Origin of the sequence: Shewanella sp. 8A (assembly GCF_023475945.1) — a bacterium.
Classification (GTDB): domain Bacteria; phylum Pseudomonadota; class Gammaproteobacteria; order Enterobacterales; family Shewanellaceae; genus Shewanella; species Shewanella xiamenensis.
In genome coordinates, this window is sequence record NZ_JAMDJP010000038.1 from 1 (window position 1) to 24,317 (window position 24,317).

20 protein-coding genes and 1 tRNA gene are annotated in these 24,317 nt (G+C 45.7%); 9 read left to right on the forward strand and 12 right to left on the reverse strand.

The features are described 5' to 3' along the window. Positions 1 to 146: 146 nt before the first annotated feature. Both M0413_RS19895 and M0413_RS19900 read right to left on the reverse strand, forming a co-directional pair. Positions 147 to 1,202 carry an LLM class flavin-dependent oxidoreductase gene (locus tag M0413_RS19895; protein WP_249555380.1) on the reverse strand — a complete coding sequence of 352 codons (1,056 nt, stop codon included), beginning with the start codon at positions 1,200 to 1,202 and terminating at the stop codon, positions 147 to 149. A 369-nt stretch (positions 1,203 to 1,571) separates the two neighbouring features. Beyond that, positions 1,572 to 3,122, reverse strand: a complete 1,551-nt coding sequence (locus tag M0413_RS19900; protein WP_249555382.1) for a peptide MFS transporter — start codon at positions 3,120 to 3,122, stop codon at positions 1,572 to 1,574. 416 nt (positions 3,123 to 3,538) lie between these two features. On the opposite strand from M0413_RS19900, the gene M0413_RS19905 reads away from it, so the two are divergent. Further along, positions 3,539 to 5,659 carry a methyl-accepting chemotaxis protein gene (locus M0413_RS19905; RefSeq protein WP_037415438.1) on the forward strand — a complete coding sequence of 707 codons (2,121 nt, stop codon included), beginning with the start codon at positions 3,539 to 3,541 and terminating at the stop codon, positions 5,657 to 5,659. Positions 5,660 to 5,898: 239 nt separating this feature from the next. On the opposite strand, the gene M0413_RS19910 is transcribed toward M0413_RS19905, so the two are convergent. The 5 genes from M0413_RS19910 to rpsU all read right to left on the reverse strand — a co-directional run bounded on the left by M0413_RS19910 (position 5,899) and on the right by rpsU (position 10,740). After that, a tRNA-Ile gene (locus tag M0413_RS19910) sits at positions 5,899 to 5,975 on the reverse strand. Between the two features lie 305 nt (positions 5,976 to 6,280). Then, a complete protein-coding gene (gene rpoD, locus M0413_RS19915; RefSeq protein ID WP_086024099.1) occupies positions 6,281 to 8,131 on the reverse strand; it encodes an RNA polymerase sigma factor RpoD in 1,851 nt (616 codons plus the stop codon). Positions 8,132 to 8,266: 135 nt separating this feature from the next. After that, a complete protein-coding gene (dnaG, locus tag M0413_RS19920) occupies positions 8,267 to 9,991 on the reverse strand; it encodes a DNA primase (protein WP_037431044.1) in 1,725 nt (574 codons plus the stop codon). Between the two features lie 83 nt (positions 9,992 to 10,074). After that, positions 10,075 to 10,518, reverse strand: a complete 444-nt coding sequence (locus tag M0413_RS19925) for a GatB/YqeY domain-containing protein (RefSeq protein WP_011717923.1) — start codon at positions 10,516 to 10,518, stop codon at positions 10,075 to 10,077. 6 nt (positions 10,519 to 10,524) lie between these two features. Next, on the reverse strand, positions 10,525 to 10,740 hold the full coding sequence (gene rpsU / locus M0413_RS19930) for a 30S ribosomal protein S21 (protein WP_006080725.1): 216 nt from the start codon (positions 10,738 to 10,740) through the stop codon (positions 10,525 to 10,527). Between the two features lie 214 nt (positions 10,741 to 10,954). Here rpsU and tsaD point away from each other — a divergent pair, with 214 nt between their 5' ends. Beyond that, complete coding sequence (tsaD, locus tag M0413_RS19935; protein WP_037431043.1) at positions 10,955 to 11,971, forward strand: tRNA (adenosine(37)-N6)-threonylcarbamoyltransferase complex transferase subunit TsaD; 1,017 nt, start codon at positions 10,955 to 10,957, stop codon at positions 11,969 to 11,971. A 76-nt stretch (positions 11,972 to 12,047) separates the two neighbouring features. On the opposite strand, the gene plsY is transcribed toward tsaD, so the two are convergent. After that, the gene (plsY, locus tag M0413_RS19940) at positions 12,048 to 12,659 is read right to left on the reverse strand and encodes a glycerol-3-phosphate 1-O-acyltransferase PlsY (RefSeq protein ID WP_055646713.1); all 612 of its coding nucleotides are present in this window, start codon (positions 12,657 to 12,659) and stop codon (positions 12,048 to 12,050) included. A gap of 261 nt (positions 12,660 to 12,920) precedes the next feature. On the opposite strand from plsY, the gene folB reads away from it, so the two are divergent. The 4 genes from folB (at position 12,921) to M0413_RS19960 (ending at position 15,566) form a co-directional block, all read left to right on the forward strand. Further along, positions 12,921 to 13,271, forward strand: a complete 351-nt coding sequence (folB, locus tag M0413_RS19945) for a dihydroneopterin aldolase (protein ID WP_055646712.1) — start codon at positions 12,921 to 12,923, stop codon at positions 13,269 to 13,271. A 48-nt stretch (positions 13,272 to 13,319) separates the two neighbouring features. After that, positions 13,320 to 13,823: a 2-amino-4-hydroxy-6-hydroxymethyldihydropteridine diphosphokinase gene (folK, locus tag M0413_RS19950; RefSeq protein WP_037415460.1), complete on the forward strand. Its 504-nt coding sequence runs from the start codon at positions 13,320 to 13,322 to the stop codon at positions 13,821 to 13,823. Positions 13,824 to 13,841: 18 nt separating this feature from the next. After that, complete coding sequence (locus M0413_RS19955) at positions 13,842 to 14,642, forward strand: undecaprenyl-diphosphate phosphatase (protein ID WP_037415463.1); 801 nt, start codon at positions 13,842 to 13,844, stop codon at positions 14,640 to 14,642. Between the two features lie 84 nt (positions 14,643 to 14,726). After that, a complete protein-coding gene (locus M0413_RS19960) occupies positions 14,727 to 15,566 on the forward strand; it encodes a putative RNA methyltransferase (protein WP_037427620.1) in 840 nt (279 codons plus the stop codon). 610 nt (positions 15,567 to 16,176) lie between these two features. On the opposite strand, the gene M0413_RS19965 is transcribed toward M0413_RS19960, so the two are convergent. Together M0413_RS19965 and M0413_RS19970 are read right to left on the reverse strand one after the other, a co-directional pair. Next, positions 16,177 to 16,443, reverse strand: a complete 267-nt coding sequence (locus M0413_RS19965) for an Lpp/OprI family alanine-zipper lipoprotein (protein WP_007650000.1) — start codon at positions 16,441 to 16,443, stop codon at positions 16,177 to 16,179. Between the two features lie 235 nt (positions 16,444 to 16,678). Further along, a complete protein-coding gene (locus tag M0413_RS19970; RefSeq protein ID WP_088585913.1) occupies positions 16,679 to 17,929 on the reverse strand; it encodes a multifunctional CCA addition/repair protein in 1,251 nt (416 codons plus the stop codon). Between the two features lie 174 nt (positions 17,930 to 18,103). Here M0413_RS19970 and M0413_RS19975 point away from each other — a divergent pair, with 174 nt between their 5' ends. Both M0413_RS19975 and M0413_RS19980 read left to right on the forward strand, forming a co-directional pair. Continuing rightward, the gene (locus M0413_RS19975) at positions 18,104 to 19,771 is read left to right on the forward strand and encodes an ExeA family protein (RefSeq protein WP_088586972.1); all 1,668 of its coding nucleotides are present in this window, start codon (positions 18,104 to 18,106) and stop codon (positions 19,769 to 19,771) included. Then, on the forward strand, positions 19,771 to 20,883 hold the full coding sequence (locus M0413_RS19980) for a general secretion pathway protein GspB (RefSeq protein WP_069454475.1): 1,113 nt from the start codon (positions 19,771 to 19,773) through the stop codon (positions 20,881 to 20,883). The genes M0413_RS19975 and M0413_RS19980 overlap by 1 nt, the downstream gene beginning before the upstream one ends. Before the next feature lie 55 nt (positions 20,884 to 20,938). Here the strand turns inward: M0413_RS19980 and nhaD are convergent, their stop codons facing one another. Then, positions 20,939 to 22,186 carry a sodium:proton antiporter NhaD gene (gene nhaD, locus M0413_RS19985; RefSeq protein ID WP_037427613.1) on the reverse strand — a complete coding sequence of 416 codons (1,248 nt, stop codon included), beginning with the start codon at positions 22,184 to 22,186 and terminating at the stop codon, positions 20,939 to 20,941. A gap of 532 nt (positions 22,187 to 22,718) precedes the next feature. On the opposite strand from nhaD, the gene M0413_RS19990 reads away from it, so the two are divergent. Continuing rightward, positions 22,719 to 22,916, forward strand: coding sequence for a hypothetical protein (locus M0413_RS19990; protein ID WP_249555384.1), 198 nt, complete (start codon positions 22,719 to 22,721; stop codon positions 22,914 to 22,916). A gap of 87 nt (positions 22,917 to 23,003) precedes the next feature. On the opposite strand, the gene hemL is transcribed toward M0413_RS19990, so the two are convergent. Then, on the reverse strand, positions 23,004 to 24,296 hold the full coding sequence (gene hemL, locus M0413_RS19995; RefSeq protein WP_037427610.1) for a glutamate-1-semialdehyde 2,1-aminomutase: 1,293 nt from the start codon (positions 24,294 to 24,296) through the stop codon (positions 23,004 to 23,006). Positions 24,297 to 24,317: the final 21 nt, after the last annotated feature.

Genomic DNA, 24,317 nt, shown 5'->3' on the forward strand with positions numbered 1-24,317 from the left:
ACGGGCGAGTGCTTCTGAGAGTTGCATAAAAAATCCGATGACATGAGGTCATCGGATTTTGATCTTTTCAGCGAGATCGTCAAGCGATCTGTCTTAACTGATCGGCATTACGCTTAGGCGGGATTTTTTATGGCGTGGTTTAACGCTTAAGTTCTTTTAATTTCCATCAGGATTTGTAGCGCGCGCTCACGTTTGTCCTGATCATACAAATCGTTAGTAAAGATAAACTCATCGACACCCAGCTCCCTCACTATCATCTCTAAGCGGTGCTTGATGGTGGTGGGGCCTCCGGTGACGGATAAGCCTAAGAAGTTATCGACATAGGTTTTTTCCTGCTCGCTCCACAGCCCGTCCATACTGTTCACGGGTGGTTTTAACCACAGCGCTTCGCCACGGATCAGCGCAAGTACCCGTTGCTTGGAGGTGGTACTCAAGTATTCGGCTTCGGCGTCTGTCTCGGTGGCGATAAGCGGCAGGCCAAGCATGACATAGGGCTTATCCAACACCTTAGATGGCTTAAAGTCGCGGCGGTAAATCTCAATCGCATCGTAGAGGAACCTTGGCGCAAAATGCCCTGCAAAGACATAGGGTAAGCCACGCTGTGCCGCAAGCTGGGCGCTAAACAGGCTAGAGCCGAGTAGCCAAATCGGTACATGGGTGCCTTCGCCGGGAATTGCTCTGACGGGATGAAGGCCATTGTAGTCGCCGAGTAGGGTTTGTAACTCGCTCACCTCGGCGGGAAATTGCTCCGCACGGCTCATATCGCGGTTAAGGGCGCGACTGGTGATTTGATCGCTCCCAGGGGCGCGGCCAAGCCCTAAATCGATACGCCCAGGATAAAGACTCTCGAGCGTACCAAACTGCTCGGCAACCACTAATGGCGCATGGTTGGGCAGCATAATCCCGCCAGCACCGACGCGAATGCGTTTAGTATTTTCGGCAATAAAGCCAATTAACACCGATGTCGCGGCGCTGGCGATACCGGGCATATTGTGGTGCTCGGCAAACCAGAAACGATTAAAGCCTAAGTCATCGGCCACCTTAGCGTATTGCAGGCTGGCGCGTAGCGTGTCTCCAATACTGGCGCCATAGCGAACAGGGGCAAGTTCTAACAGTGAAAAGGGAATATCCGCCAGGGGAGATTTAGCCGCGGGCACAGCCTGCGATGGGGCGGCAGATGTTGAAGTCGATGATGTAGCCATAAATTAAGCGCCTCTTTGCGTGAGTCAGCTCTGTGGCAGCTGCTTTATCTTGTCTCCCTCGGATGAATGTGGTGGACGCTAAAGCGATTGCTCTGTCAGTGCTGATGGAGTCTTACCCTAGGATATGGTGACGTATCAATGATAAACAAGCTCAAGGCTTGAGCTTAACACTGAGTTAAAATTGGAACCGAACATCTTAGTTTTGCAAACAGGGGTGAAAGCCTTATCCCAAGCCAATGTATGAAAAGTCGACACAGAAAGTTCAGATTGTTTGGTGATGAGCAGTAACCTAAAGGTATAAAAAAACTGCCGCAAGCGGGGCTTGTCGGCAGTTTTTATCGCTCACATATGACTTATGTGAGTGAAGGATTATTGCTCGGCTTTCACATCACGTAGTGAGGCCGCCGCGTTATCTTCAATACTGTTATGGGCGTGATGACTTTCGGTCAAACGGCGCATCAGCGGTAATACGGCTAAGGCGATAAAAGTACAGACCACGGCCGCAATACCTAATTTATTGAATAGATTGGTATAGACTGGCAGAGTTTGCATTGGGTCGACTAAGTCCTGTGGCACGCTGGCAAAGTTAGCCACAACACCACCTAAGTACTGGGAAATACCCGATGCCACGAAATACGCGCCCATCATAAAGCCGCCCATGCGAGCCGGTACGTAGCGGGCGATCATGGCTAAACCAAGACCACTCACCAGCAGTTCACCGAGTGAGTAAGAGGCATAACCCCAAATCATCACCCAAGAAGAGGTTTTACCCTCAACGGCAAATTGGCCAGCAAAACCATAGATAAAGAAGCCAATCGCGACAACCGCAAAACCTAAGGCGAATTTAGCGGCAATCGAAAAGTCCTTATTGTTGCGACCTGCCCATGAATAGCTCCAAGCCAACACTGGGCTTAACACCATGATCCAGATTGGGTTCAATGCTTGGAACTGTGCAGGAGACCAAGTCCATAAATGGGTACCAAAGACTTGGAAATCCCAATCGACATTACGCAGCGCAAACAGGGCCAGTGAGGTCGACATTTGTTGATAGAAGATAAAGAAGAAAACGGTTTGCACTGTAAGGATTAGCGCTGCGATAAGGCCGGCACGCTCACTTGGCTCACTGGTACGAATTAAGTGGAAGAAAATCCCTAATACCGCCACACCCGCGGCATACACGAATACTCGGGCTACATCTTCATATTCAAGAATAATGGCTGAAGCAACAACGGAAAGCGCCGCTAATACTAAAACGATAGCCAAGTTCTTCTTGTTGACTGGGCGAGTATCAGGCTCAGACCCATAATTGGCGAGACTCTTGTGCATCAGGGCATAGTTACCTAAGCCGACGATTAAGCCCACACAGCACACGGCAAAGGCGGCATGCCAGCCAAATTCGTTACCGTATTGCGCGTTAACATAGTCCTTAATCCAAGGCGTTAACAGCATAGAGAAGGTTGAACCTACGTTTACCGCCATGTAGTAAATGGTAAAGGCGCTGTCGATTTTAGAATCGTCACCTTCGTAAATCTTACGGACTAAGTTACCGGCATTGGGTTTAAATAGGCCGTTACCGACCACAATTACCCCAAGGGCGGAGAACATAAACCAAGTGTTTTCGGTTGGCACTGTCATCAATGCATAACCTACCGACAAAATCCCTGCACCGAGCAGCATAGTGCGTTTGGTGCCGAGAATTTTATCCCCAACCCAACCGCCGATGGCCGGCGACACGTAAATCAGCGCCGCACAGGCACTCCAAACTAAGTTTGCACGGGAGTCATCAAAGCCAAGACGCTGCACCATAAAGTACACGATCAGCGCCTGCATGCCGTAATAACCAAAACGTTCCCACAATTCGATAAGTGACACTGTCATAAACGAATGTGTCTTGCTTACCTGATTGGTACCAAGAGTCATAAAGCTTGCTTCCGTTATTGTTGTTTTGTGTTTAGGGACAAGAGTATAAGGTGATAGTCCGTTCAAACCAATGCCACAACGCCAAAGAATAGACTTTGTTACAAATGAAATGGGTGTTTTTAATCTGGAATTAATTTTTGTAAAAAAAGTGCGGCTCGCTAATCTTTGTGGTTTGTGAGTTTGGTCATATTTGCGTTCATCGATTTGGGATAAATATCAAATTGCCACCTATTGGGATAAAGGTCGCAATTGGCCCTAAATCTGTCGGTGAAAAGTTTTACTTATAGTTAACAATTCACTATCTTAAAGACTGGTAATCCCGACGCAGAGTGCTATTTTTTAAATTAGTCAGCAAAAATAAAAATGAACTAGATCAAAATAATTAGGCTCTTGACCTTATATTTGGAGTTTACTCGATGAAGCATTTGTCCATCAGTACTAAGTTGTTGTGGATCACTTCCGCCTTATTTCTCTCAATAGTGGCTATTCTCTCCATCAGTCTATGGTGGACCCTCTCGGATCAAAATGCTGAACTTTCCTACCAGGTTCAAGAAACATTGCAAAAGGAGACCCACGATAAGCTTGAAGCGCGAGCGGGCGAATATGGCGAAATGGTCGCAGGTTTTATCAACGAAGCTTACCGGATCCCTTATTCCTTTTCAGGCATACTTGAAAGCACGTCAGAAGAATTGCCACTCAAGCGTGATCGTTTAGAACTCGCTGTGGCTGCTGTGTTAAAGAAAAATACGCAAATCTCGTCAATGTATGCCCAGTTCGAAGCTAATGGGTATGATGGACTCGACAGTGAATTTTTAAATGTTAATGTCAGCCATAGTGTTGCTTCATCTGGAGCATTGGAGGTGTATTACACTCGCAATGATGATGGCACAGTTGAACATAACCAAGTTGATGATTCATCGGAAAAATATAAAACAACTCTCAACGAATTTGGTATACGAGATGCTGAATGGTTTTTATGTGCAAAGGAGACCTTAAAGCCTTGTTTAATGGAACCTTATCTCTACGAAATCACCCCTGGCAATACAGCGTTAATGACGTCGTTAACGGTTCCTGTACTTAAGCATAAACAATTTATTGGTGTGGTTGGGGTGGATCTCAACCTACCAGTATTCCAAGTGTTAATTGATAAACTGTCTAAAAGCCTTTATGACGGCCAAGCTAAAGTGACTTTGCTCAGTACCCGTGGTTTAGTGGTTGCCGCAAGCCACTACAGTAAAAAGGCGCGTCCATTAGCCGAGTCTATTGACCCCAAATTGGCAACACAAATTGTTGGATTGCATAAAAATGGCGGTTACATGGCAAATGACGATGAAATTATCGTTGCCTATCCGATTAATATTCCCCTTGCCAACGCAGAGTGGTCACTTGCGATTCAAGTCCCTAAATCAATGGCACTCAAAAGTTCGATTCAACTAAATGAAAAAATGGACGAAATGGCAACATCACTTGGCAGCATCTTATTGATTGTTGGCCTAGCGGTTTCCATTTTAGCGGTTGTTACCATCAGCATAGTGATCCGCAGCGTGATTGCACCGCTCAAAGTCATTCAGGGCCGCGTTGAAAATTTAGCCAGTGCCGATGGCGACTTAACACAATCGATTGAAGTCGATTCACACGCAGAACTTATCGCTCTGGGTAAAGGATTTAATTCCTTTATCAATAAACTTAAGGATTTAATCTCCGAGCTTAAAGCGTTGGCAGGGCGGACACAGGAGGAAAGTTTATCCTCTGCAAAAATTGCAGAATTAACCCGCGATAGCGTACATCGTCAATATGGTGAGATTGAGAGTGTTGTGACTGCGGTTAATGAAATGAGTGCTACAGCCCTTGAGGTTGCCAAAGCTTCTGAACAAACCGCTGCCGAAACAGAGGCTATGTCACGCAATGTACGTCTCAGTGAAGAGAGTCTGACTAAAGCAATGGATTATGTGACTACTATGTCGCAAGAGTCTATGCAGGCTAAAGTCGCCGTCAGTAAAGTGGCTGAAAGTAGCACTAATATTAGCCGTATCCTCGAAGTGATTAGCTCCATTGCCGCGCAAACAAACTTACTCGCCTTAAATGCGGCTATTGAGGCTGCTCGCGCAGGTGAGCAAGGACGGGGTTTTGCGGTGGTTGCCGATGAAGTAAGGGCACTTGCCTCCAAAACCCAAAGCTCCACTGACGATATTAGCGTGCTGATTGATGCGCTCCAAAAAGAGGTTCTTAGTGCATCGGGGATTATTGATAAAGGTGCTGAGCGTGCACAAATGGCCGTTTCGCAAACGGAGCAAGCGCTTACCTCCCTTAATTCTATGGTTAGCCAGATTGAGGAGATTTCAGCGCAAGTGACCCATATTGCTGCGGCGGCAGAGGAGCAAAGTGCCGTTACTGAAGAGGTTAATCGAAATATTACTGGCATATCCGACTCAGCCTCTGAACTCGCTCGTCTTGCAGGCGAAGCACAGCAAAGCAGCGTCGTTCTCGCCGAGCTGGTGAAACAACAACATCAGCAATTAGGTAAGTTAAAAACCTAACCAGATGGTCAGCCTCCTGCTATTTAAGGTCTGACAGGTTTTCTAACCTTATCAAGGCGCTAACGTGGTTATCAGTTAGCGCCTTTGTTTTTGCTTTAATTGGGCCATTACCTAAAGGGACAAATCGAAATCGCGTTTGAGTTAGTTATCGGGAATGAGTCGCGTTGGTATGAGTCAGTATCGACAGATTGCAGAAACAAAAAAGCCCATTATTAAATGGGCTTTTTTGTTGAATTTGGTGGTGGCCCCTCACGGACTTGAACCGTGGACCTAACGATTATGAGTCGTGTGCTCTAACCAACTGAGCTAAGGGGCCTACTAAAGGCAATCGTCATCACCTAAAGCGAGTGGCAGTATACTAAGCTTGTTTGCGCTTGTCACCCGTGTTTTTCGATGAAATTCACCGAATTGATTCAATTGGTTATCTGTTAATCAACAGTTGTTTCTGCAAAGGTTTTTTGCCGTGCGATTCATGGTGCAAGGTAATTTAACTCTCTGATTTTGAAAGGGGGTTGAGCTGTATATTGTGCTGGTTTGTTACTCGTTAACTGAATGATGGGGAAAAAAAGCCCCGCAGTGCGGGGCTTAGGCTTAATATCTGACACTTATCTATTCGTCTATCTATTCGTCTAAGAAGGACTTTAAGATTTCTGAGCGTGAAGGGTGACGCAGTTTACGCAGCGCTTTTGCTTCAATTTGACGGATACGTTCACGGGTTACGTCAAATTGTTTGCCCACTTCTTCTAGCGTGTGGTCGGTGTTCATGTCGATACCAAAACGCATGCGCAGTACTTTGGCTTCACGGGCTGTTAGGCCTGCTAATACCTCATGTGTAGCGCTCTTCAAGCTTTCGCTGGTGGCGCTGTCCAGAGGTAATTCGAGGGTGGTATCCTCGATAAAATCGCCTAAATGTGAATCTTCATCGTCACCGATTGGGGTTTCCATGGAGATCGGTTCTTTCGCGATTTTCAGTACCTTACGGATTTTGTCTTCCGGCATCATCATTCGCTCTGCCAATTCTTCAGGTGAGGGTTCGCGGCCCATTTCCTGTAGCATTTGGCGAGAGATACGGTTCAGCTTGTTGATGGTTTCGATCATGTGTACTGGAATACGGATCGTACGGGCTTGGTCCGCGATTGAGCGGGTGATTGCCTGACGGATCCACCAAGTCGCATAGGTCGAGAACTTGTAACCACGGCGATATTCAAATTTATCAACAGCCTTCATCAGACCGATGTTACCTTCTTGGATTAAGTCCAAGAATTGCAGACCGCGGTTGGTGTATTTCTTAGCGATAGAAATTACCAGACGTAAGTTTGCCTCAACCATTTCTTTCTTCGCACGACGAGCTTTAGCCTCACCGATTGACATGCGGCGGTTAATATCTTTAATCGCGGCAATAACTAAGCCTGTTTCTTCTTCGATGGCGGCCAGTTTGCTACGGCAGCGCTGCACGTCATCCTCAACCATTCTTAAGCCTTCGGCATAAGGTTTGTTTGAGGTTTTTTCTGCATTAAACCAATCGAGGTTGGTTTCGTTACCAGTGAAGAACTTAACAAAGTTTTTCTTTGGCATTTTGGCTTGTTCGACGCAAAGCTTCATCAGGAGACGCTCTTGCACGCGAACGCGGTCCATCATCGAACGCATACTTTTCACTAAGCGGTCAAATTGCTTAGGTACTAGGCGGAACTCTTTAAAAATCTCACCGATCTCAAACAGTGCTTTGATCGATTCTGGATGTTCACGGCCTTTGGCTTCGATGATTTTGAGCGCGTTTTCGTAGGCGGTTCTTAACTGGCTAAAGCGTTCACGAGCCTCTTCAGGATCGGGACCTTTATTACCATCATCATCGCCGTCGGCATCACCGTCTTCGTCTTCCTCGTCTTCCTCATCATCTTCATCTTCAAGATCTTCTTCTGATAATTCAGAACCGATGTGAGTAGCGGTTGGGCCTAAGTCTTCTTCGTCAGGGTTAACAAATCCAGAGATAATATCAGACAGGCGCAGTTCATCGGCTTCATACTGGTCGTATTGCTCAAGGATCATGGCGATCGCTTGTGGGTATTCGGCTACTGAGCTTTGAACTGTGTTAATGCCTTCTTCGATGCGTTTAGCGATAACGATTTCGCCTTCACGGGTCAGCAGTTCAACAGTACCCATTTCGCGCATGTACATACGCACAGGATCCGTGGTGCGGCCAAGCTCACTTTCTACCGTGGCAAGGGCGGCGGCTGCTTCTTCTGCTGCATCTTCGTCTGTGTTGTCTTCCGACATCATCATGTCATCGGCATCGGGAGCCTCTTCGAATACCCGAATACCCATGTCATTTATCATCTGGATAATATCTTCGATCTGGTCAGAATCGACCATGTCTGCAGGTAAGTGATCGTTCACTTCTGCATAGGTTAAGTAACCTTGCTCTTTACCTTTGGCAAGCAACAGCTTGAGTTGCGACTGCGGAGTATGATCCATAGATATCATCCAAGTTGGGAAACTGTTACAACGACGGACAGTTAGCTCGTGCTAAGTGCCGCGCAAATCGTCAATTATAGCCATGTGCACTTACCTGTGCTAGTCACTGGGATACCGAATGAGGACATTTTTGCCTCAGTTTAGTCCTTTCATGACTGAGATCAGCTTCTGCAGCTGGATCTTTTCTTCCTTAGTATGGGTCTGTTTTAGACTCAATTCCTGATATCGTTGTTCAATATATTGATTGTTCAACCAAACCAGGGTCTGTTTAAACTTTTCGAGCAAGTTTTCTTCCGCCACTTGATGGTCCCATTGGGCTAATTTATGCAGCGTCCCGCTGTGGGGGCTGTCTCTGAATTGCTCAAGTAGTTGTGCGCTGTTTAACTTATGCTCTCGAGTTAACGCCAACAGCAATGGCAGCAAGTCGATGCCTGGCATTTGCAGATGGTTTAATGCTGGTTGCGGAGATAACCCCAGTCCCAGCTCGGGATGCTGTACTAACAAGGCGATGGCAAGTCGTAATGGTGTACCGCGTCCTTTGAGTCCCGTTGATGCTGTGGGCTTAGTTTGTTTGACACTAAAACCCAGTTTTTTCTTCATATCGTCTGAGCTGTTCATTCCTAACTTATGAGCTAAGCTCTCAAGTAGGAGGTTTTGCAGCACAGTGTCTTGAATTTTTTCAATTAGGCCAAAGGCTTGTTTGGCTAAATTACCTTTATCGGTACCGTATTTCGTCGTTAATGTATCAAACAAAAATTCGGGCAGGCTGATAGCACTGTCCATCAGTTGCTCGAATGCGTCTTTACCAATCTTGCGAACCATTGAATCTGGATCTTCAGATTGCGATAAAAACATAAAACGTACTTTATCCCCGGGTTTTAACAGGGGCAAGGCAGTTTCTAAGGCGCGCCAGGCGGCCTCATTACCGGCTCTATCGCCGTCGTAGCAGCAAATGACTTCTTTAGCACTACGCAGCAACAATTGAAATTGTTCAGCTGTCGTCGAGGTGCCAAGCGATGCAACCGCATAATCAACACCATATTGGGCTAGGGCAACGACGTCCATATAGCCTTCGACAATCAGTATTTTGTCTGGATCACGATGACGTTGCTTTAGCTCGTATAGCCCGTAGAGTTCATTGCCCTTATGAAATATGGGCGTTTCTGGCGAATTCAAGTACTTGGGGGTGCCATCTCCCAATACTCTGCCACCAAATCCAATCACACGACCACGGCGGTCGCGAATGGGAAACATCAGGCGGTCACGGAATCTGTCGTATCTTTTACCGCTGTCATTGCTGATCAGCATGCCAGCGGTCAGGAGTTTATCCTGTGCATCTTGACTGTGTCGGTAGCGGCTTAATAAGCCATCCCAACCGTCGGGTGCAAAACCAATCCCAAAATGCTCAACAATATCATCGGATAATCCGCGATAGGCGAGGTAGTCGATGACTTTTTGTTTGTCTTGGTGTTGTCTTAACTGGGTTTGAAAAAAGCGACTCGCTTCTTCCATTAATTGGTAGAGATCACGGCTTAGGCCATCGTCTTGGCGTTTACCCGTGCCTTGTTCTCTTGGGACTTCTAAGCCCAGTTGTCCGGCAAGATCTTCAATAGCATCGATAAAATCGAGTCTGTCGTACTCCATCACAAAATCGATGGCATTGCCGTGGGCGCCGCAGCCAAAACAATGATAAAACTGTTTATCGCGGCTAACGGTAAACGAAGGTGATTTTTCACTATGAAAAGGACAACAGGCCGAGTAGTTTTTACCCGCCTTTTTCAAGGGCACCTTGCGGTCGATAAGTTCGACGATGTCGGTGCGAGCGATTAGCTCATTGATAAAATCACGAGGTATTGCCATTGAGTGCTTAAAATCTCGCCTTGCGCGAATTTAAACAAACAAGCCGCGCATAGGCACGGCTTGTTCATACATTGAAACGCTAATTATTGCAATTTTGCACGGATCATAGCGCCGATAGCGCCCATGTCTGCACGTCCTTGAACTTTAGGTTTTAATGCTCCCATTACTTTGCCCATATCCGCCATGGAGGATGCGCCTATTTCAGCAATAGCAGCATCGATGAACGCGGCAATTTCCGCCTCAGAGAGGGGAGTAGGCAGGAAAGTTTCAATAACTTGAATCTCTTCTGCTTCTGCTGCGGCCAACTCGCTACGACCCGCTGCTTCATATTGAGCAATCGAATCGCGACGTTGTTTCACCATTTTGGTTAAGACAGCTATAACCTGCTCATCATTCAGAGTTTCGCGGGTATCCACTTCAATCTGTTTGATGGCTGCAAGTGCCATACGAATAGTGCTCAGTCTCGCCTTCTCTTTGGCGATCATGGCCTGTTTCATATGGTCTTTTAGCTGATCAATTAGGCTCATAAGAGATTAGTATAAACGTACGCGACGTGCGTTTTCGCGAGAAAGCTTTTTAGCTAAACGTTTAACTGCAGCTGCTTTTGCGCGCTTACGAGCAGTAGTTGGCTTCTCGTAGAATTCACGAGCACGCACGTCGGCTAAAATACCAGCTTTTTCACAAGAGCGCTTGAAACGACGCAGAGCTACGTCGAATGGTTCGTTTTCACGTACTTTAATAATTGGCATACGCCATCACCCCTTAGGTGTAGGTTGTCTGGTTCAATGACTTGAACCAAGTGTATTTAAAATGGTGCGGAATTTTATACCGAGACCACTAGGCTTGTAAAGCCCTAATCATTTCAGCTTGGTTTGGGGGGCTGAATAACGTGATTGTCGGCTGGAGTAATTGTCATCATACAGGTAGAATTAGCGCCCTTTAAACGTTTTGATTTGAGGCACCATGCGGGTTCTAGGTATTGAGACATCCTGTGACGAGACAGGTATTGCCGTTTATGACGATAAGCTGGGGTTACTTTCCCATGCGTTATATAGTCAGGTTAAGTTGCATGCGGATTATGGTGGCGTGGTGCCTGAACTAGCCTCCCGCGACCATGTGCGCAAAATTGTCCCGCTGATCCGCCAAGCGTTGAAAAACGCCAATACCGACATTGCCGACATCGACGGTATCGCTTATACCAAGGGCCCTGGATTAATTGGGGCTTTATTAGTGGGCGCCTGTGTTGGTCGCTCGCTAGCCTTTGCATGGAACAAGCCCGCCATCGGTGTTCATCATATGGAAGGGCATTTGCTGGCACCTATGCTTGAGGAAGATGCTCCGGAGTTTCCTTTTGTTGCACTGTTGGTGTCAGGCGGTCATTCCATGTTGGTCAAAGTCGATGGTATTGGCCTTTATGAAGTATTAGGTGAGTCGGTAGATGACGCTGCCGGTGAAGCCTTCGATAAAACGGCCAAGTTAATGGGGCTGGATTATCCTGGTGGCCCACGCTTAGCCAAACTTGCCGCCAAAGGCGAGCCTGCTGGTTATCAGTTCCCGCGTCCAATGACAGATAGGCCTGGGCTTGATTTTAGTTTCTCCGGCCTTAAAACCTTTACCGCCAATACCATTGCCGCTGAACCTGATGATGAGCAAACCCGCGCCAACATCGCCCGAGCTTTTGAAGAAGCGGTTGTAGATACCTTAGCGATTAAATGTCGCCGCGCCTTAAAACAGACGGGTTATAACCGTTTAGTGATTGCCGGTGGCGTGAGTGCCAACACCCGCTTACGCGAAACCTTGGCTGAGATGATGACCTCTATTGGTGGTCGCGTTTATTATCCTCGTGGTGAATTTTGTACTGATAATGGCGCCATGATTGCCTTTGCTGGATTACAGCGTTTGAAGGCAGGGCAGCAGGAAGACTTAGCAGTAAAAGGTCAACCGCGATGGCCGCTCGATACCTTGCCGCCTGTTGCTTGATATTCTGCGAGTTAATCTAAATAAAAACAGTGCATTAAGCACTGTTTTTATTTATGTATGATAATGCTCAAATGGCTTAGGGCGGAGGAGGACGCTTTTTACGTGATACCTTAGATTCTTCCCCTTTGAGAAGTCGCTGAATATTTTCTTTATGGCGAATGATTATCAGGGTCGAGAGCATCGCAACTGGAATGGTAAACCTATCGTCAAGCCACCAAGTATAAAGTGGTGCAAGCAATGCGGTAATAATGGCAGCAAGGGAAGAGTAGCGGCTAATCAAGACTAAGGCGACCCAAGATGCCATCAAACAGATGGCCAAGTCATCACCAATTGGTGCCATGGCTCCAAACGCTGTTGCAACGCCTTTGCCACCTTTAAAACCAAAAAAGATCGGATAGATATGGCCAAGACAGGCGGCGATTGCGATAAGGCCGAGGGAAATGGCGTCAATTCCCATTAAATAGGCAAGATACGTTGGTAGAGCACCCTTCAGCATGTCGAAAAATAACACCATGGCAGCCGAACTTGCGCCGCCAATGCGCAGCACATTGGTTGCTCCGGGGTTGCCCGAACCCTGCGTTCTTGGGTCGGGAAGGCCTCTTATCCTACACACTAGCACAGCACTTGAGACAGAACCGGCTAAATAGGCGGCCACAATCATCAAAAGTGTCAGTGTTAATTGACTCACATTGGTTTCCTTACACGTCTTAAGGTATTATCGCGCCACAATTTAACGGCCACTTGGCAAGCATTCAGTCATAAGCGATGGCGATTACGCAACTTATCAGGTTGCGATAGTTTCTGAACGAACAAATCCTTTTGGGCGTTATCCTACTTCGGATTGGCCCGAGTAGAAAGTAAATTAGTCGTTCAATTGAACGGTGGATTATACAGACTCTATGGCGTTTAGCTTATCAGACCTCATTGGTATGAGTGAGTAGGAATTAATATGGATAAAGTGCTTATTCGACAATTACGTATTGATACTGTGATTGGCGTCTATGAATGGGAAAAGAAAATTCACCAAAGCTTGTTTTTAGATCTGGATATGGCTTGGGATAATAAGGCCGCAGCGGTAACAGACGATTATCAATACGCGCTCTGCTATGAGACGGTATCGAATCGCCTGACTCAGCTCATTACCGAAAAGCCCATTGAGTTGATTGAGACGGTTGCCGAGCGGATTGCCCAGTGTTTGCTGACCGAGTTTAAGGTGAGTTGGGTAAAAGTGGTGGTGATGAAGCCAGGTGCTGTCCCTTCAGCCGCTTCTGTTGGGGTTGAGATTGAGCGCTCACGTTAATTGAATCTTTAGATTCGGGTTTTCGGTTTGGACGGTTCGGACATTCGTATGGCACGTATATACATTAGTTTAGGTAGTAATATAGAACCCACTCGCTACCTTAAGGCGGGCTTGCTGTCCTTACGGGAATACTTTGGCCCGCTGCAACTCTCCTCAATGTACGAGAGTGAAGCGGTTGGATTTAATGGTACCAACTTTTTAAACATGGTGGTCTGTGCACAAACGAGTCTGAATATTGCTGAGGTAGTTGCGCAGTTTAAGCAAATCGAGCAAAATCACGGCCGGTTGGTGGGGGCCAAAAAGTTTAGTCCAAGAACCTTAGATATTGACCTATTGCTCTACGATGATGTCGTTTGTCAGACCCCTGTGGTACTGCCCCGCGCCGAAATTGTCAGTAATGCTTTTGTGCTTTGGCCTTTAGCGGAAATCGCCCCCAATTTGATTCACCCATTGCAGCTAAAAACCTATGCTGCAATGTGGGATGAATATGATAAAACGTCACAAAAGCTGTGGCCGGTGGCCTTTGAATGGCCTTTTGGACTGACTTTTTAATTGATTGATAGGATTGTCATGGATACGTTTCAGGTAATTATTTTAGCGTTAATTCAAGGATTAACAGAGTTCCTCCCCATTTCAAGTTCGGCGCACCTTATCCTACCTGCACAGCTTTTAGGCTGGGAAGATCAAGGGTTATCCTTCGATGTTGCCGTTAATACAGGTTCATTGTTTGCCGTAGTGATTTATTTTAGGCATGAACTTTGGGCTATGTTTAAGGCGTGGATTGCCAGCATGGTTAAAGGTCAGCATTCTGACGATAGCAAACTGGCATGGTGGATTATTCTTGCTACTTTACCTGCGGTATTTTTTGGTTTTATGGCCAAAGACTTTATCGAAACCCATTTACGCAATGCCGGCGTTATTGCTGTGACAACAGTGGTCTTTGGTTTGCTGCTTTGGTGGGCGGATAAGATGTCACGCCGTGATTTGACGGTTTATCAAACGGGGTGGCGCAAGGCATTATTAATTGGTTTTGCTCAGGCGCTGGCGTTAATCCCGGGGACATCTCGCTCAGGTGCGACGATGACCGCGGCGCTGATGTTAGGTCTTAGCCGCGATGCTGCTGCGCGTTTCTCGTTCTTGATGTCTGTACCTGTCAGCTTAGGCGCGGCTATTTTAGTGGGTAAAGATTTGGCTGAAAGCCCGCTTCCCATTGACTATCAAGCGCTTACACTAGGCACTGTGATTTCTTTCGCTGCGGCTTATCTGTGTATACATTATTTCTTGAAAATCATTAGCCGCATGGGTATGACGCCTTTCGTTATTTATCGTCTTGCCCTTGGTGCTGTGTTGTGTGGATTTATCTTCTTATAATGCACTCGCTCTTTTGCCAAAAAATCGGGTCAAGTACCCGATTTTTGTGTTTTTAGGCATGAATTTTCGTATTTGGAGTTGTTTATGAGCCTTCAATATCAATGTCCTACCTGTAGTTTGCCACTGATGCAACATCAGGCGTCCCAAGGTTTTTATTGTGCGAATAAGCACCATTTTGATAAGAATGAAGCTGGATATTGGGTGTTCACTAAGCCTGCTCGTCAAAAGCCGACGGGGGATAGTCGTCAACAGGTCAGAGCTAAACGGTTCTTACTCGAGTCAGGGATTTTTACGCCTTTAATCGACAAAATGGGTGAGATGATTGCTGCGCATTTACAGGCTGATGATTGTTTGTTGGACTACGAGTGTGCTGAGGGCTTTTATTTACGTGCGTTATCTTCGTTGCTGTCAAGGCTGACAAATGGGATGAACGTCCACTACAGTGGCGTTTCGGATGCAGAAAATACTATTTTTGCTGCAGCTAAAGCGCAAACGCCAGCATCGCTCTATCTCAGTACATCCAAAGCGTTACCCTTTGCAGATAATTGCTTCGATTTTATTACTGTTGTCGATAAGCCGTTGAAGGGAAAAGAATGCGTCCGCGTGCTTAAAGAGCAAGGGCTTATGTTGCAGGTGATCCCAGGTGCTCGGCATTTATGGCAACTCAAGACGCTCATTTATCCAGAACTCATTGAAAAATCAGTCCAAATAAATTTACCTACTGGGTTAATCGTAAAAGAGCAGCAGCGAGTGCAATTTAGTTTATCGATAACAGGTGAACAAGTTTTGGTATTGCTTGATATGACACCTTATGCGTGGCGTGCATCGGATAAAGTCAAACACCTTATTCGGACTCAAGTATTCAATAATCTAGAAATTGACTTTATTTTAGTCTTAGCGCAAAAGTCTTTAATCAGAGCTTAACTCGCTAAAATAAATAATCCCATTGGATGTTTTTTAACCTATTCATAAGCTTAGGTATTCTATTTCTTGATGCTTCTGTAGAGTGAATAATGCAAGTGCATGATAATAATCGAGCTTTTATGTTGCTTTTATGTTAATCCAAGACTGCATGCCTTGGAGTTTGTATTTATTCAGCCGTCGTTCATTACAGATATAACCTCTTAACTGCTTTTGTCTCGCAAATTGCTTGAGTTTGCGCTGTTGTACTTTCATTAAAATACCCGTTAAGAGATTTAATAAAAATAACGTTTTTAGTGAGAACAGGGGAGAGGATTATGAAAAGTGAAAAATCGATTTTACGATGGATATACCAGTTTAAGAATGATTAATACTGGAAAGTCGTTTTCTTTCGATAAGAGTTTATCTTGATGTCAAGCTGAGAGTTTGGTTTGTGAAGCTAATAAGCATTAGCTAAATTTCAGTTATTCAACACAGCTTGGCTTATTACGGAATTAGCTTGTGAAAGCTGACAATCAACCATAAAAAAAGGCTTGGATCGATGTGCTATTCGCTTTCATCTCTCTCAAGCCTTTGATCTTAACCTGATGAATTACAGGTTAATTACCTATCATTACTTCTTGTAACGAGAAGCAACGTTGTCTAGACGGTCGTTAGCGCGTTTAGCTTCTGCTTGTGCGTCCATAGCTGCTGCTTTAGCATCTTTAACGTCTGCAGACAGTTTGCTTTGCTCTGATTTCAGAGAGCCAACATCAGCTGACAATTGATCAACTTTGTTGCCCAGAGTTGCAACGCTTTCTTCCAGAGCAGTAGTGTTTGCACAACCACCTAGTAGGGCAGTCATTGCTAAACCAGCAATCATCAGTACTTTTTTGTTCATTGTAAAAAATCCCTTAAAATAGGTTGGATTTGAATGTTTCGTCACTTGGTAATCGAAACTGCCTAATTATGACATAGCTATTTTAATTTGCTACGAATATTAATGCGTTTAACCACTATAGACATATAAATTTTTTTTTAAAAGCGTTTTTTCCCGGTTATATCGTCATTTCTCATCGAAAAATGGTGTCCCATTTACTAGAAAGTGTTTATGTGTTTACAAAAAAATTACAATTTTATGGCGTCAGTTTGGCTTGTTGGTGTGGCCAGTTGAGTTTCACTTGCTCGACGTTATCAATCCGCCTCAAATTGAGCGCTTGTTTTATCTGTCCTCCCTGAAATCCTGCTGCGATGATGGCTTTTATATCCACATTATTAGCGGCTAAAAAACACGCATTAAGGTAGTCACTTTGCGGGTAGGCTTGATGCTCGAAGCCTGTGCGTCCTCGCATATCGGCGATACAAGCCAATAAGAGTTGATTTAGTCGTTCTGGTTTACGCCAAAAATCGGCTTTATCGAAGACTTTAACAATTGTCTCGGCTCTTAATTCAAATGCTTGGTGTACGTTTTGGTGCAGATCACTAACCAATAGAGCGAGGTCGCGATACTCGTTAGGGACTCGTAACCGTTCACACAGTTTTTTAATGACGGGTAATCCTTTTTGTCCATGGCCATGGTGTTTAGGCCAGTGTTCTTTGGGGCTTAATGCCTTACCCAGATCGTGCACTAAAGCTGCAAAGCGTACCGCTTTGTCTTGAGTCAGTAATGTTGCCTGTGTTAACACCATCAGAGTATGCAGACCTGTATCTATCTCAGGGTGCCACTTTTCCGGTTGTGGGATACCAAAAAGTGCATCAATTTCGGGGAATAGGATTTTCAATGCACCGCATTGCCGCAGCACTTGGAAAAAAATCTCTGGATTGGGGCCGCCGAGACTTTTATCGACTTCTTGCCAAACGCGCTCAGGCGTAAGCGCCGTTAATTCCTCGGTTTGGCTCATATGCTGCATCAAGGACATGGTTTCTGTAGCAATCTTGAAACCTAAACTATGAAAACGTGCGGCAAAGCGTGCCACTCGTAACACCCTTAAAGGATCTTCTGCAAAGGCTGTTGACACATGCCGCAGTTGCCGTGCCTGTATGTCCGCGACACCATTATAGGGATCATACAAATTGCCTTCTTCATCTTGGGCAATCGCGTTAATGGTGAGATCGCGTCTTAGCAAATCTTGCTCTAGGGTAACATCGGGACTGGCATAACAGCTAAAACCACCATAACCCAAACCCACTTTACGCTCCGTACGCGCTAACGCATATTCTTGCTGGGTTTTAGGGTGTAAAAAGACCGGGAAGTCTTTACCTACTTGGCGATAGCCCAATTGCTGCATTTGCTCAGGAGTAGCGCCGACAACCATATAATCTTTATCTTTTATTGGAAGGTTTAGCAGGCTGTCTCGTACAGCGCCGCCAACTAAGTAAATTTTCACAGGATTATTTTAGCGAGTGTGCCATAGGCATAGCTTATCATGATGATGCCATTGCAAGGCGAACTAGAGTGTAGATATTTATTAGAATGTCACATCCATGTTGCTGATGCTTTGACAATATCCTTTGGACGTTTTAACGTGGGGCGTTATTTTTAGCTTAGGATGATTGGTGGTATGTACAAGGCCTTTTATGGACTCAGTGATAACCCTTTTTCGATTGCACCCAATCCACATTATTTATTCTTGAGTGACAGACACAGAGAAGCCTTAGCCCATTTAACCTACGGGTTGGGTGAGACGGGTGGCTTTGTGTTACTAACGGGAGAGGTCGGCACAGGGAAGACAACAGTATCTCGTTGTTTACTAGGACAATTACCTGACAATACTGATACAGCATTTATTTTAAATCCTTCGCTGACTGAGTTGGAGTTACTCGCCACCCTATGCGATGAGTTGAAGATTAGTTATGGTGAAAATCCAACGCTCAAGCAACTGACTGACCATCTGAGCCGTTTTTTACTCGCCAATCATGAGAAGGGCCGCAATACCGTTCTCATCATCGATGAGGCGCAGCATCTGCGTGCCGAAGTATTAGAGCAATTAAGGTTGCTCACCAATCTCGAGACCGATACGAAAAAACTGCTGCAAGTCATTTTGATTGGCCAACCTGAACTCCAACTGCTACTCAAACGACAAGAACTGCGGCAATTAGCCCAGCGGATCACTGCTCGTTATCATTTATTGCCGCTAAATGAAGATGAAATTGCCCTTTACGTATTGCATCGTTTGCAGGTTGCTGGTCGTTTTGAACCTTTATTTACGCGAAAAGCCATTAAGGTACTGCATAAATACAGTGGTGGTATTCCTCGTCTCATCAACTTATTGTGCGAGCGAGCCCTTATGGCTGGGTATGCTCAATCTAAGGTGCCCATTGATCACCATATGGTGAGACAAGCGGCTGCTGAAGTATTAGGGGAGGAAGAACCGCAGCAGCATAAGTATCTGTGGCCAAGTGCTATCGCCGCCGCATTGGTACTAGCTTTTGGAGTATCCTATTGGTTGTTTACGGATAAACTCGCGGTTGCCAATGTGACGACTGAGCCTGTTATCCACGCCAAACAAACAGTTGTAACTGACAGTTCTGTTCAGCAAAGCCAAACGCCAGTAAATAATACTGAACCAGCACTCACTCAAGTGCAAAATACTGTTGTGGCGGCTGACCCAAGTCTGCGGGTATTACAGGAGGCTATCAAACAAAGTCGAAGTATTGATACCGCCTTTGCAGGTCTTTTTAATGTGTGGGGCAAAGTCCCATTTAAAGGCCTCACTGCCTGTCAGTCTGCACGGGAACAGGGGCTGTCATGTTATCAACAGCAGGGAAATTGGATGTCGATTACGCGGCTAAATTATCCTGCCGTTGTATATTTAGTTGATGATAATCAACAAGATTTTTATGGTGCTGTCATTGCAGTTGATAGTGATCAGCTATTGATGCAATTGGGCGAGCAGCAGCTTTGGGTTGATAGAGCTTGGTTCAATCAACACTTTAGCGGCACCTTTGAAATTCTCTGGCAGGCCCCCAATTTACCTATGCTGGAAATTAGCCAAAAATCGAGCCCTGGGCAATTACAGTGGCTGGAGAATGCGCTTGCCCATGTGGCTAAACGACCTTCACGCCGAGTCAGCCAATTTGATCTTAAGTTGGAGAATGATCTTAAAGCCTTTCAAAGCCAACATGGATTGAAGGCTGACGGTATTGCAGGCAATCAAACGTTAGTGAGACTGAATTTGTACTTAAGTGATCAAGGGCCGCGCCTAACCGATAATGGAGCCCAGAGTTAATGTCCATTTTACTCGACGCGGTAACCCGTAATAAACAACAGCAAGCTTCACCTTTACCCGATGCGGTACTAACGCCGAGGGCAAGTTATCCTGCGCCACGCAAGGCTTCTTTCCCTGCTGCAAAATTGTCGCTGCTTGCCGTTGCGATTACTCTTGGTATCGGTGTGGCATGGGGCGTTGCGCATTGGCAACAGGTCAATTCAATGATGCCCTTGAAGGCTAATGATGATAGTAGAAGTGATCTTCAAACGGGCACAGTGATAACTCAGCATGCTTCAAATACAGGTTCTGATAGCTCTGTCTCAACGAGTCAGGCTAACCGGACCGCATCCTTAAATGACCCAGTAAGTGCAGCCACTACGGTTGCCACACAGGAAGATACTGTTACTCAGGGGAACGCCGCAGGATTTCGATTAGCTGGGAAAGTCGCTTTGCCCAGGGAGCAGGTATTAAATGATGTGCCTTTAAGCGCCCAAGCTTATCCGAGCGTAGATTCGTCACAGGTTGTCGCTACAAATACCTCCTCAAATGCTGATCCTAGTTATGATGACTATCTTGCGACGTCAGCGGCCTTAGATGAAACAACTCGCGCCCAGCCATCATCTGCCGAAAATGGGGAGCTGGCGCAAGAGTTTGCCGATCCTGAACCAATAATGTTGGGGGCGAATGCTAATCGTCAAGGGTTAGCAACACTTGAGGCGCTGCGTCAACAAGTTAATGCTGCGGCGACGGATGTTGGCTTGGATACGGCGCAGAGTCGTCAAGATGATGAATTGGTCGCGACCTTCCAAGATGCACTGAAAGAGGTGGAATATGTCAAAGCGGCTAAAACACCTGTGACAGAGCCTAAGCTTGATCCTATCCCTAAAACGGAAAATGGCGATATTCCTAAATACGGGCAACTGCCTGCGGGATTACAACTACAAGTACCGGAATTTAATATTGTTGCCCATGTTTATTCGACGGATGCGAGTCAGCGTTGGTTAAACGTTGACGGTGCCGAGTTACAGGAAGGCGATATGATTGGTGGTAAGTTAAAGATCATTGCCATTCGTCCGCGGGATGTCGTTTTAGACATTCAAGGAACACAGTTTAGGGTTCCGGCGATGTAAGGCATTCTCTTAAGACAAAAGGCGCCTGTTGGCGCCTTTTGTTTATCGTTTTAAATTAAGCAAAGAAGTTATATGCGAGGAATAAAGTTAAGCCATAGCCAACACAGTAGCATAGGAATAGTGCAGGTACATATTTCAAGTAGCTTACAAAAGTGAGCTCTTTTACTTTGCTCATGGCGACGATACCCGCGGCTGAACCAATCACTAATAATGAACCACCTACGCCCACACTGTAGGTTAAGCCTAACCATTCTGGAGTGTTGAGTACAGGTTCTGCTTTTAATAGGGCAGCAGTGAGTGGCACGTTATCGATAAGAGCTGAACCCATGCCTGTGACAAAGTTTGAGATATTTGGATTAAATAGGGCATAGGCCTCGGTCAGCATATCTAAGGTGCCGATTTCTTTAAGCATGCCAACTAGCAATAAAATCCCTAAGAAGAATAACAAAGTGTCATATTCAACTTGGCGGATATATTCAAGGATCTTGATTTCTTCTTTATCGCTGCGCGTTGTATGACCAATCAGGAACATGATGGACAGACCGGTTAAGAAGGTCAGTACTGGAGGGATGCCAAACAAAATGTTGAGTAACATGGTCATTAAAATCGTGCAGAAGAACACGAGGGCAATCAGTAGATCAACCGTTTGATAACTATGTTTAATTGGGGTTGTTGAGACGATACCTTCAGCTTTTAGCGAAAAGAGCGTTGCCAGTAAAACGACACTCACGGCTGATGGGATGAACAGCATTAACAGTTCGGAGATATGCACGTGACCCGCGAGGAAGATCATCAGCGTGGTGACGTCACCAGTGATCAATGCTACACCACCTGAGTTCACTGCGAAAATAATCAACACCGCCATTCTGCGACGCATTTGTTTATCGAGTTTAAAGGTGGTTAACAAACCCAAAGAAACCAATGTAGCAGTGACGTTATCACAAAAGGCGGACAGAATTAGCGAGAATAATGCGACTTGTATCATCAATAACCGAACAGAAACCTTTTGTGGAAAGAGCTTCTGCACCATGATTTGAATCATACCTTTGGCGTTAAGATAGGCCACAAAGGTCATTGTCGACATTAAAAATAGCCACAAGGTGGCAATTTCAAGCAAGTTTTCATTGAGTTGATGAGCAACTAACTTCTCATGGCTAGGATCTCCAGCAGCCATGAATAGTGCTACCCATGAAATACAGCCAAAGAATAAGGTGGTTTTTGCTTTATTAAGGTGGGTTACTTCTTCAAAAATAATACTGAGCAATGCAAGCAGTGCCAGTATGATCAGAAAGGTATATAGCATAACTGCAATTCCAACTGCTGTTTTAATGTCGTGGCAGGCCAAAGGCGAGCTATTGAGTGGCATTATCAAGGCTTAATTAAGTTTGCCGTGTTAACGCGTGCGGATCAGAACATAATGGCGCGAATAACGCAACTGTTAGCTGTAACTCAGTTTTGTGTTGCTTTGTGATGTGTGTCTCAGCTGTTTGGGTGCATTTTTAGTTTTTAATACTGTATTGTGGTTTGCTATTGGTTTTTTATGTTGTTTGTTTCGGGTTGGTTATTGAGTGTAAAGTAAGATCTACGATTAAAGTCTAAGCCGTTATTTTATCGATCCTGCAATTAATTTTTCTTTAGAGAGAAAATTCTGATTGAAAATTCAATGGTTCAAATTAGATGCTGGATTTGAGTTTATTACCGACAATTGTACGGAATGTGCTGAGTGAGTCACAGATATGACCACGTCGAAATATTGACCGAACAGAAAGTGAGCGGTATCTTGTGCCTCTTTTATCGTTAGGACACTGGATGTTGTATTTTGAGGATGTTGCAAAATGAACTTTGTACTCCGGAGTCTCTTACTCTTAGGCTCTTTGGTTTGGCTGATCGACAGTGGTAAACAATTACTTGCTTTGGGTATATTCCACAATCCTAGCTTAGTGATTGATCACCTCACGTTAACTCTACAAGCCTTAGTCGCAGCGATTATCTTTAAGTCGGCCTTAGGTTCAAAAAAGTCCGATAGCTATTGATTGGGCTAAGATTTGCACAATATTACTTTCAAAAGCTAAGTAAGAAAAAGGGACGCTAATGCGTCCCTTGATATTTTAAGCGCTCGCTTACATTGCCGCTTTCATGCGAGCTAATACGCGATCAGCCGCTTCAAGCGTGAGGCGCAATTCTTCTTCGCCATGGGCCATCGACAGGAAGCCAGCTTCATAAGCACTCGGTGCTAAGTAAACGCCTTCATCTAACATGCCATGGTAGAAAGTGCGGAAGTGCTCAATATTGCACTTAGTCACTTGGTCGAAGCGAGTGATCTGCTCTTGCTCAGTAAAGAAGAAGCCGAACATACCGCCAACATAGTTGATCGCCATTGGGATGCCGTGCTTATCCGCCGCCGCTTTAAAGCCTTCGGCGATGCGCTTGGTTTTAGCGCTCAGCGCTTCGTACAGACCTTCTTCACACAGCGCTTCCATTTGTGCTAGACCCGCTGACATCGCAATAGGGTTACCTGAAAGCGTGCCTGCTTGGTATACAGGGCCAGTTGGTGCGATAAACTGCATCACATCTTTACGGCCACCAAATGCACCTACAGGCATACCGCCACCGATGACTTTACCGAGTGTGGTTAAGTCTGGTGTAACGCCATAGTGACCTTGAGCGCCACTTCTTGATACTCGGAAACCTGTCATCACTTCGTCGATAATCAGCAGCGCACCAAACTCATCACACAGGCTACGCAGACCTTCGAGGAAGCCTGGGATAGGTGGAATGCAGTTCATGTTGCCAGCAACGGGCTCGATAATGATGCAAGAAATCTCAGTTGGATATTGCTCGAACAGCGAACGAACAGAATCCAGATCGTTATACACAGCAGTTAAGGTGTGCTTTGCGAAATCTTCAGGAATACCAGGAGAGCTGGGTTGGCCTAAGGTTAATGCACCGGAACCTGCTTTAACTAATAGACAGTCAGCGTGACCATGGTAGCAACCTTCAAATTTTAAGATCTTGTCACGATTAGTAAAACCGCGCGCTAAGCGAATGGCACTCATGGTCGCTTCAGTACCTGAGCTCACCATACGGACTTGCTCGATAGAAGGCACCATGGCGATCACTTTCTCAGCCATTTGTACTTCAAGTTCGGTCGGCGCGCCAAAAGACAGACCATTATGTACCGCAGCCAATACGGCTTCACGGATCTTCGGATGGTTGTGGCCGAGGATCATCGGGCCCCAAGAGCCGACATAGTCGATATAAGCTTTACCATCGGCATCGTAAATATAAGCGCCATCAGCTTTTTCAATAAACAGGGGTGAGCCACCTACACCGTTAAATGCACGAACCGGAGAGTTAACACCGCCGGGGATGGTTTTTTTAGCCTGTTCAAATAGCGCTTCGGAACGGGTCATGTTAAGTCCTTAAAGTATGTA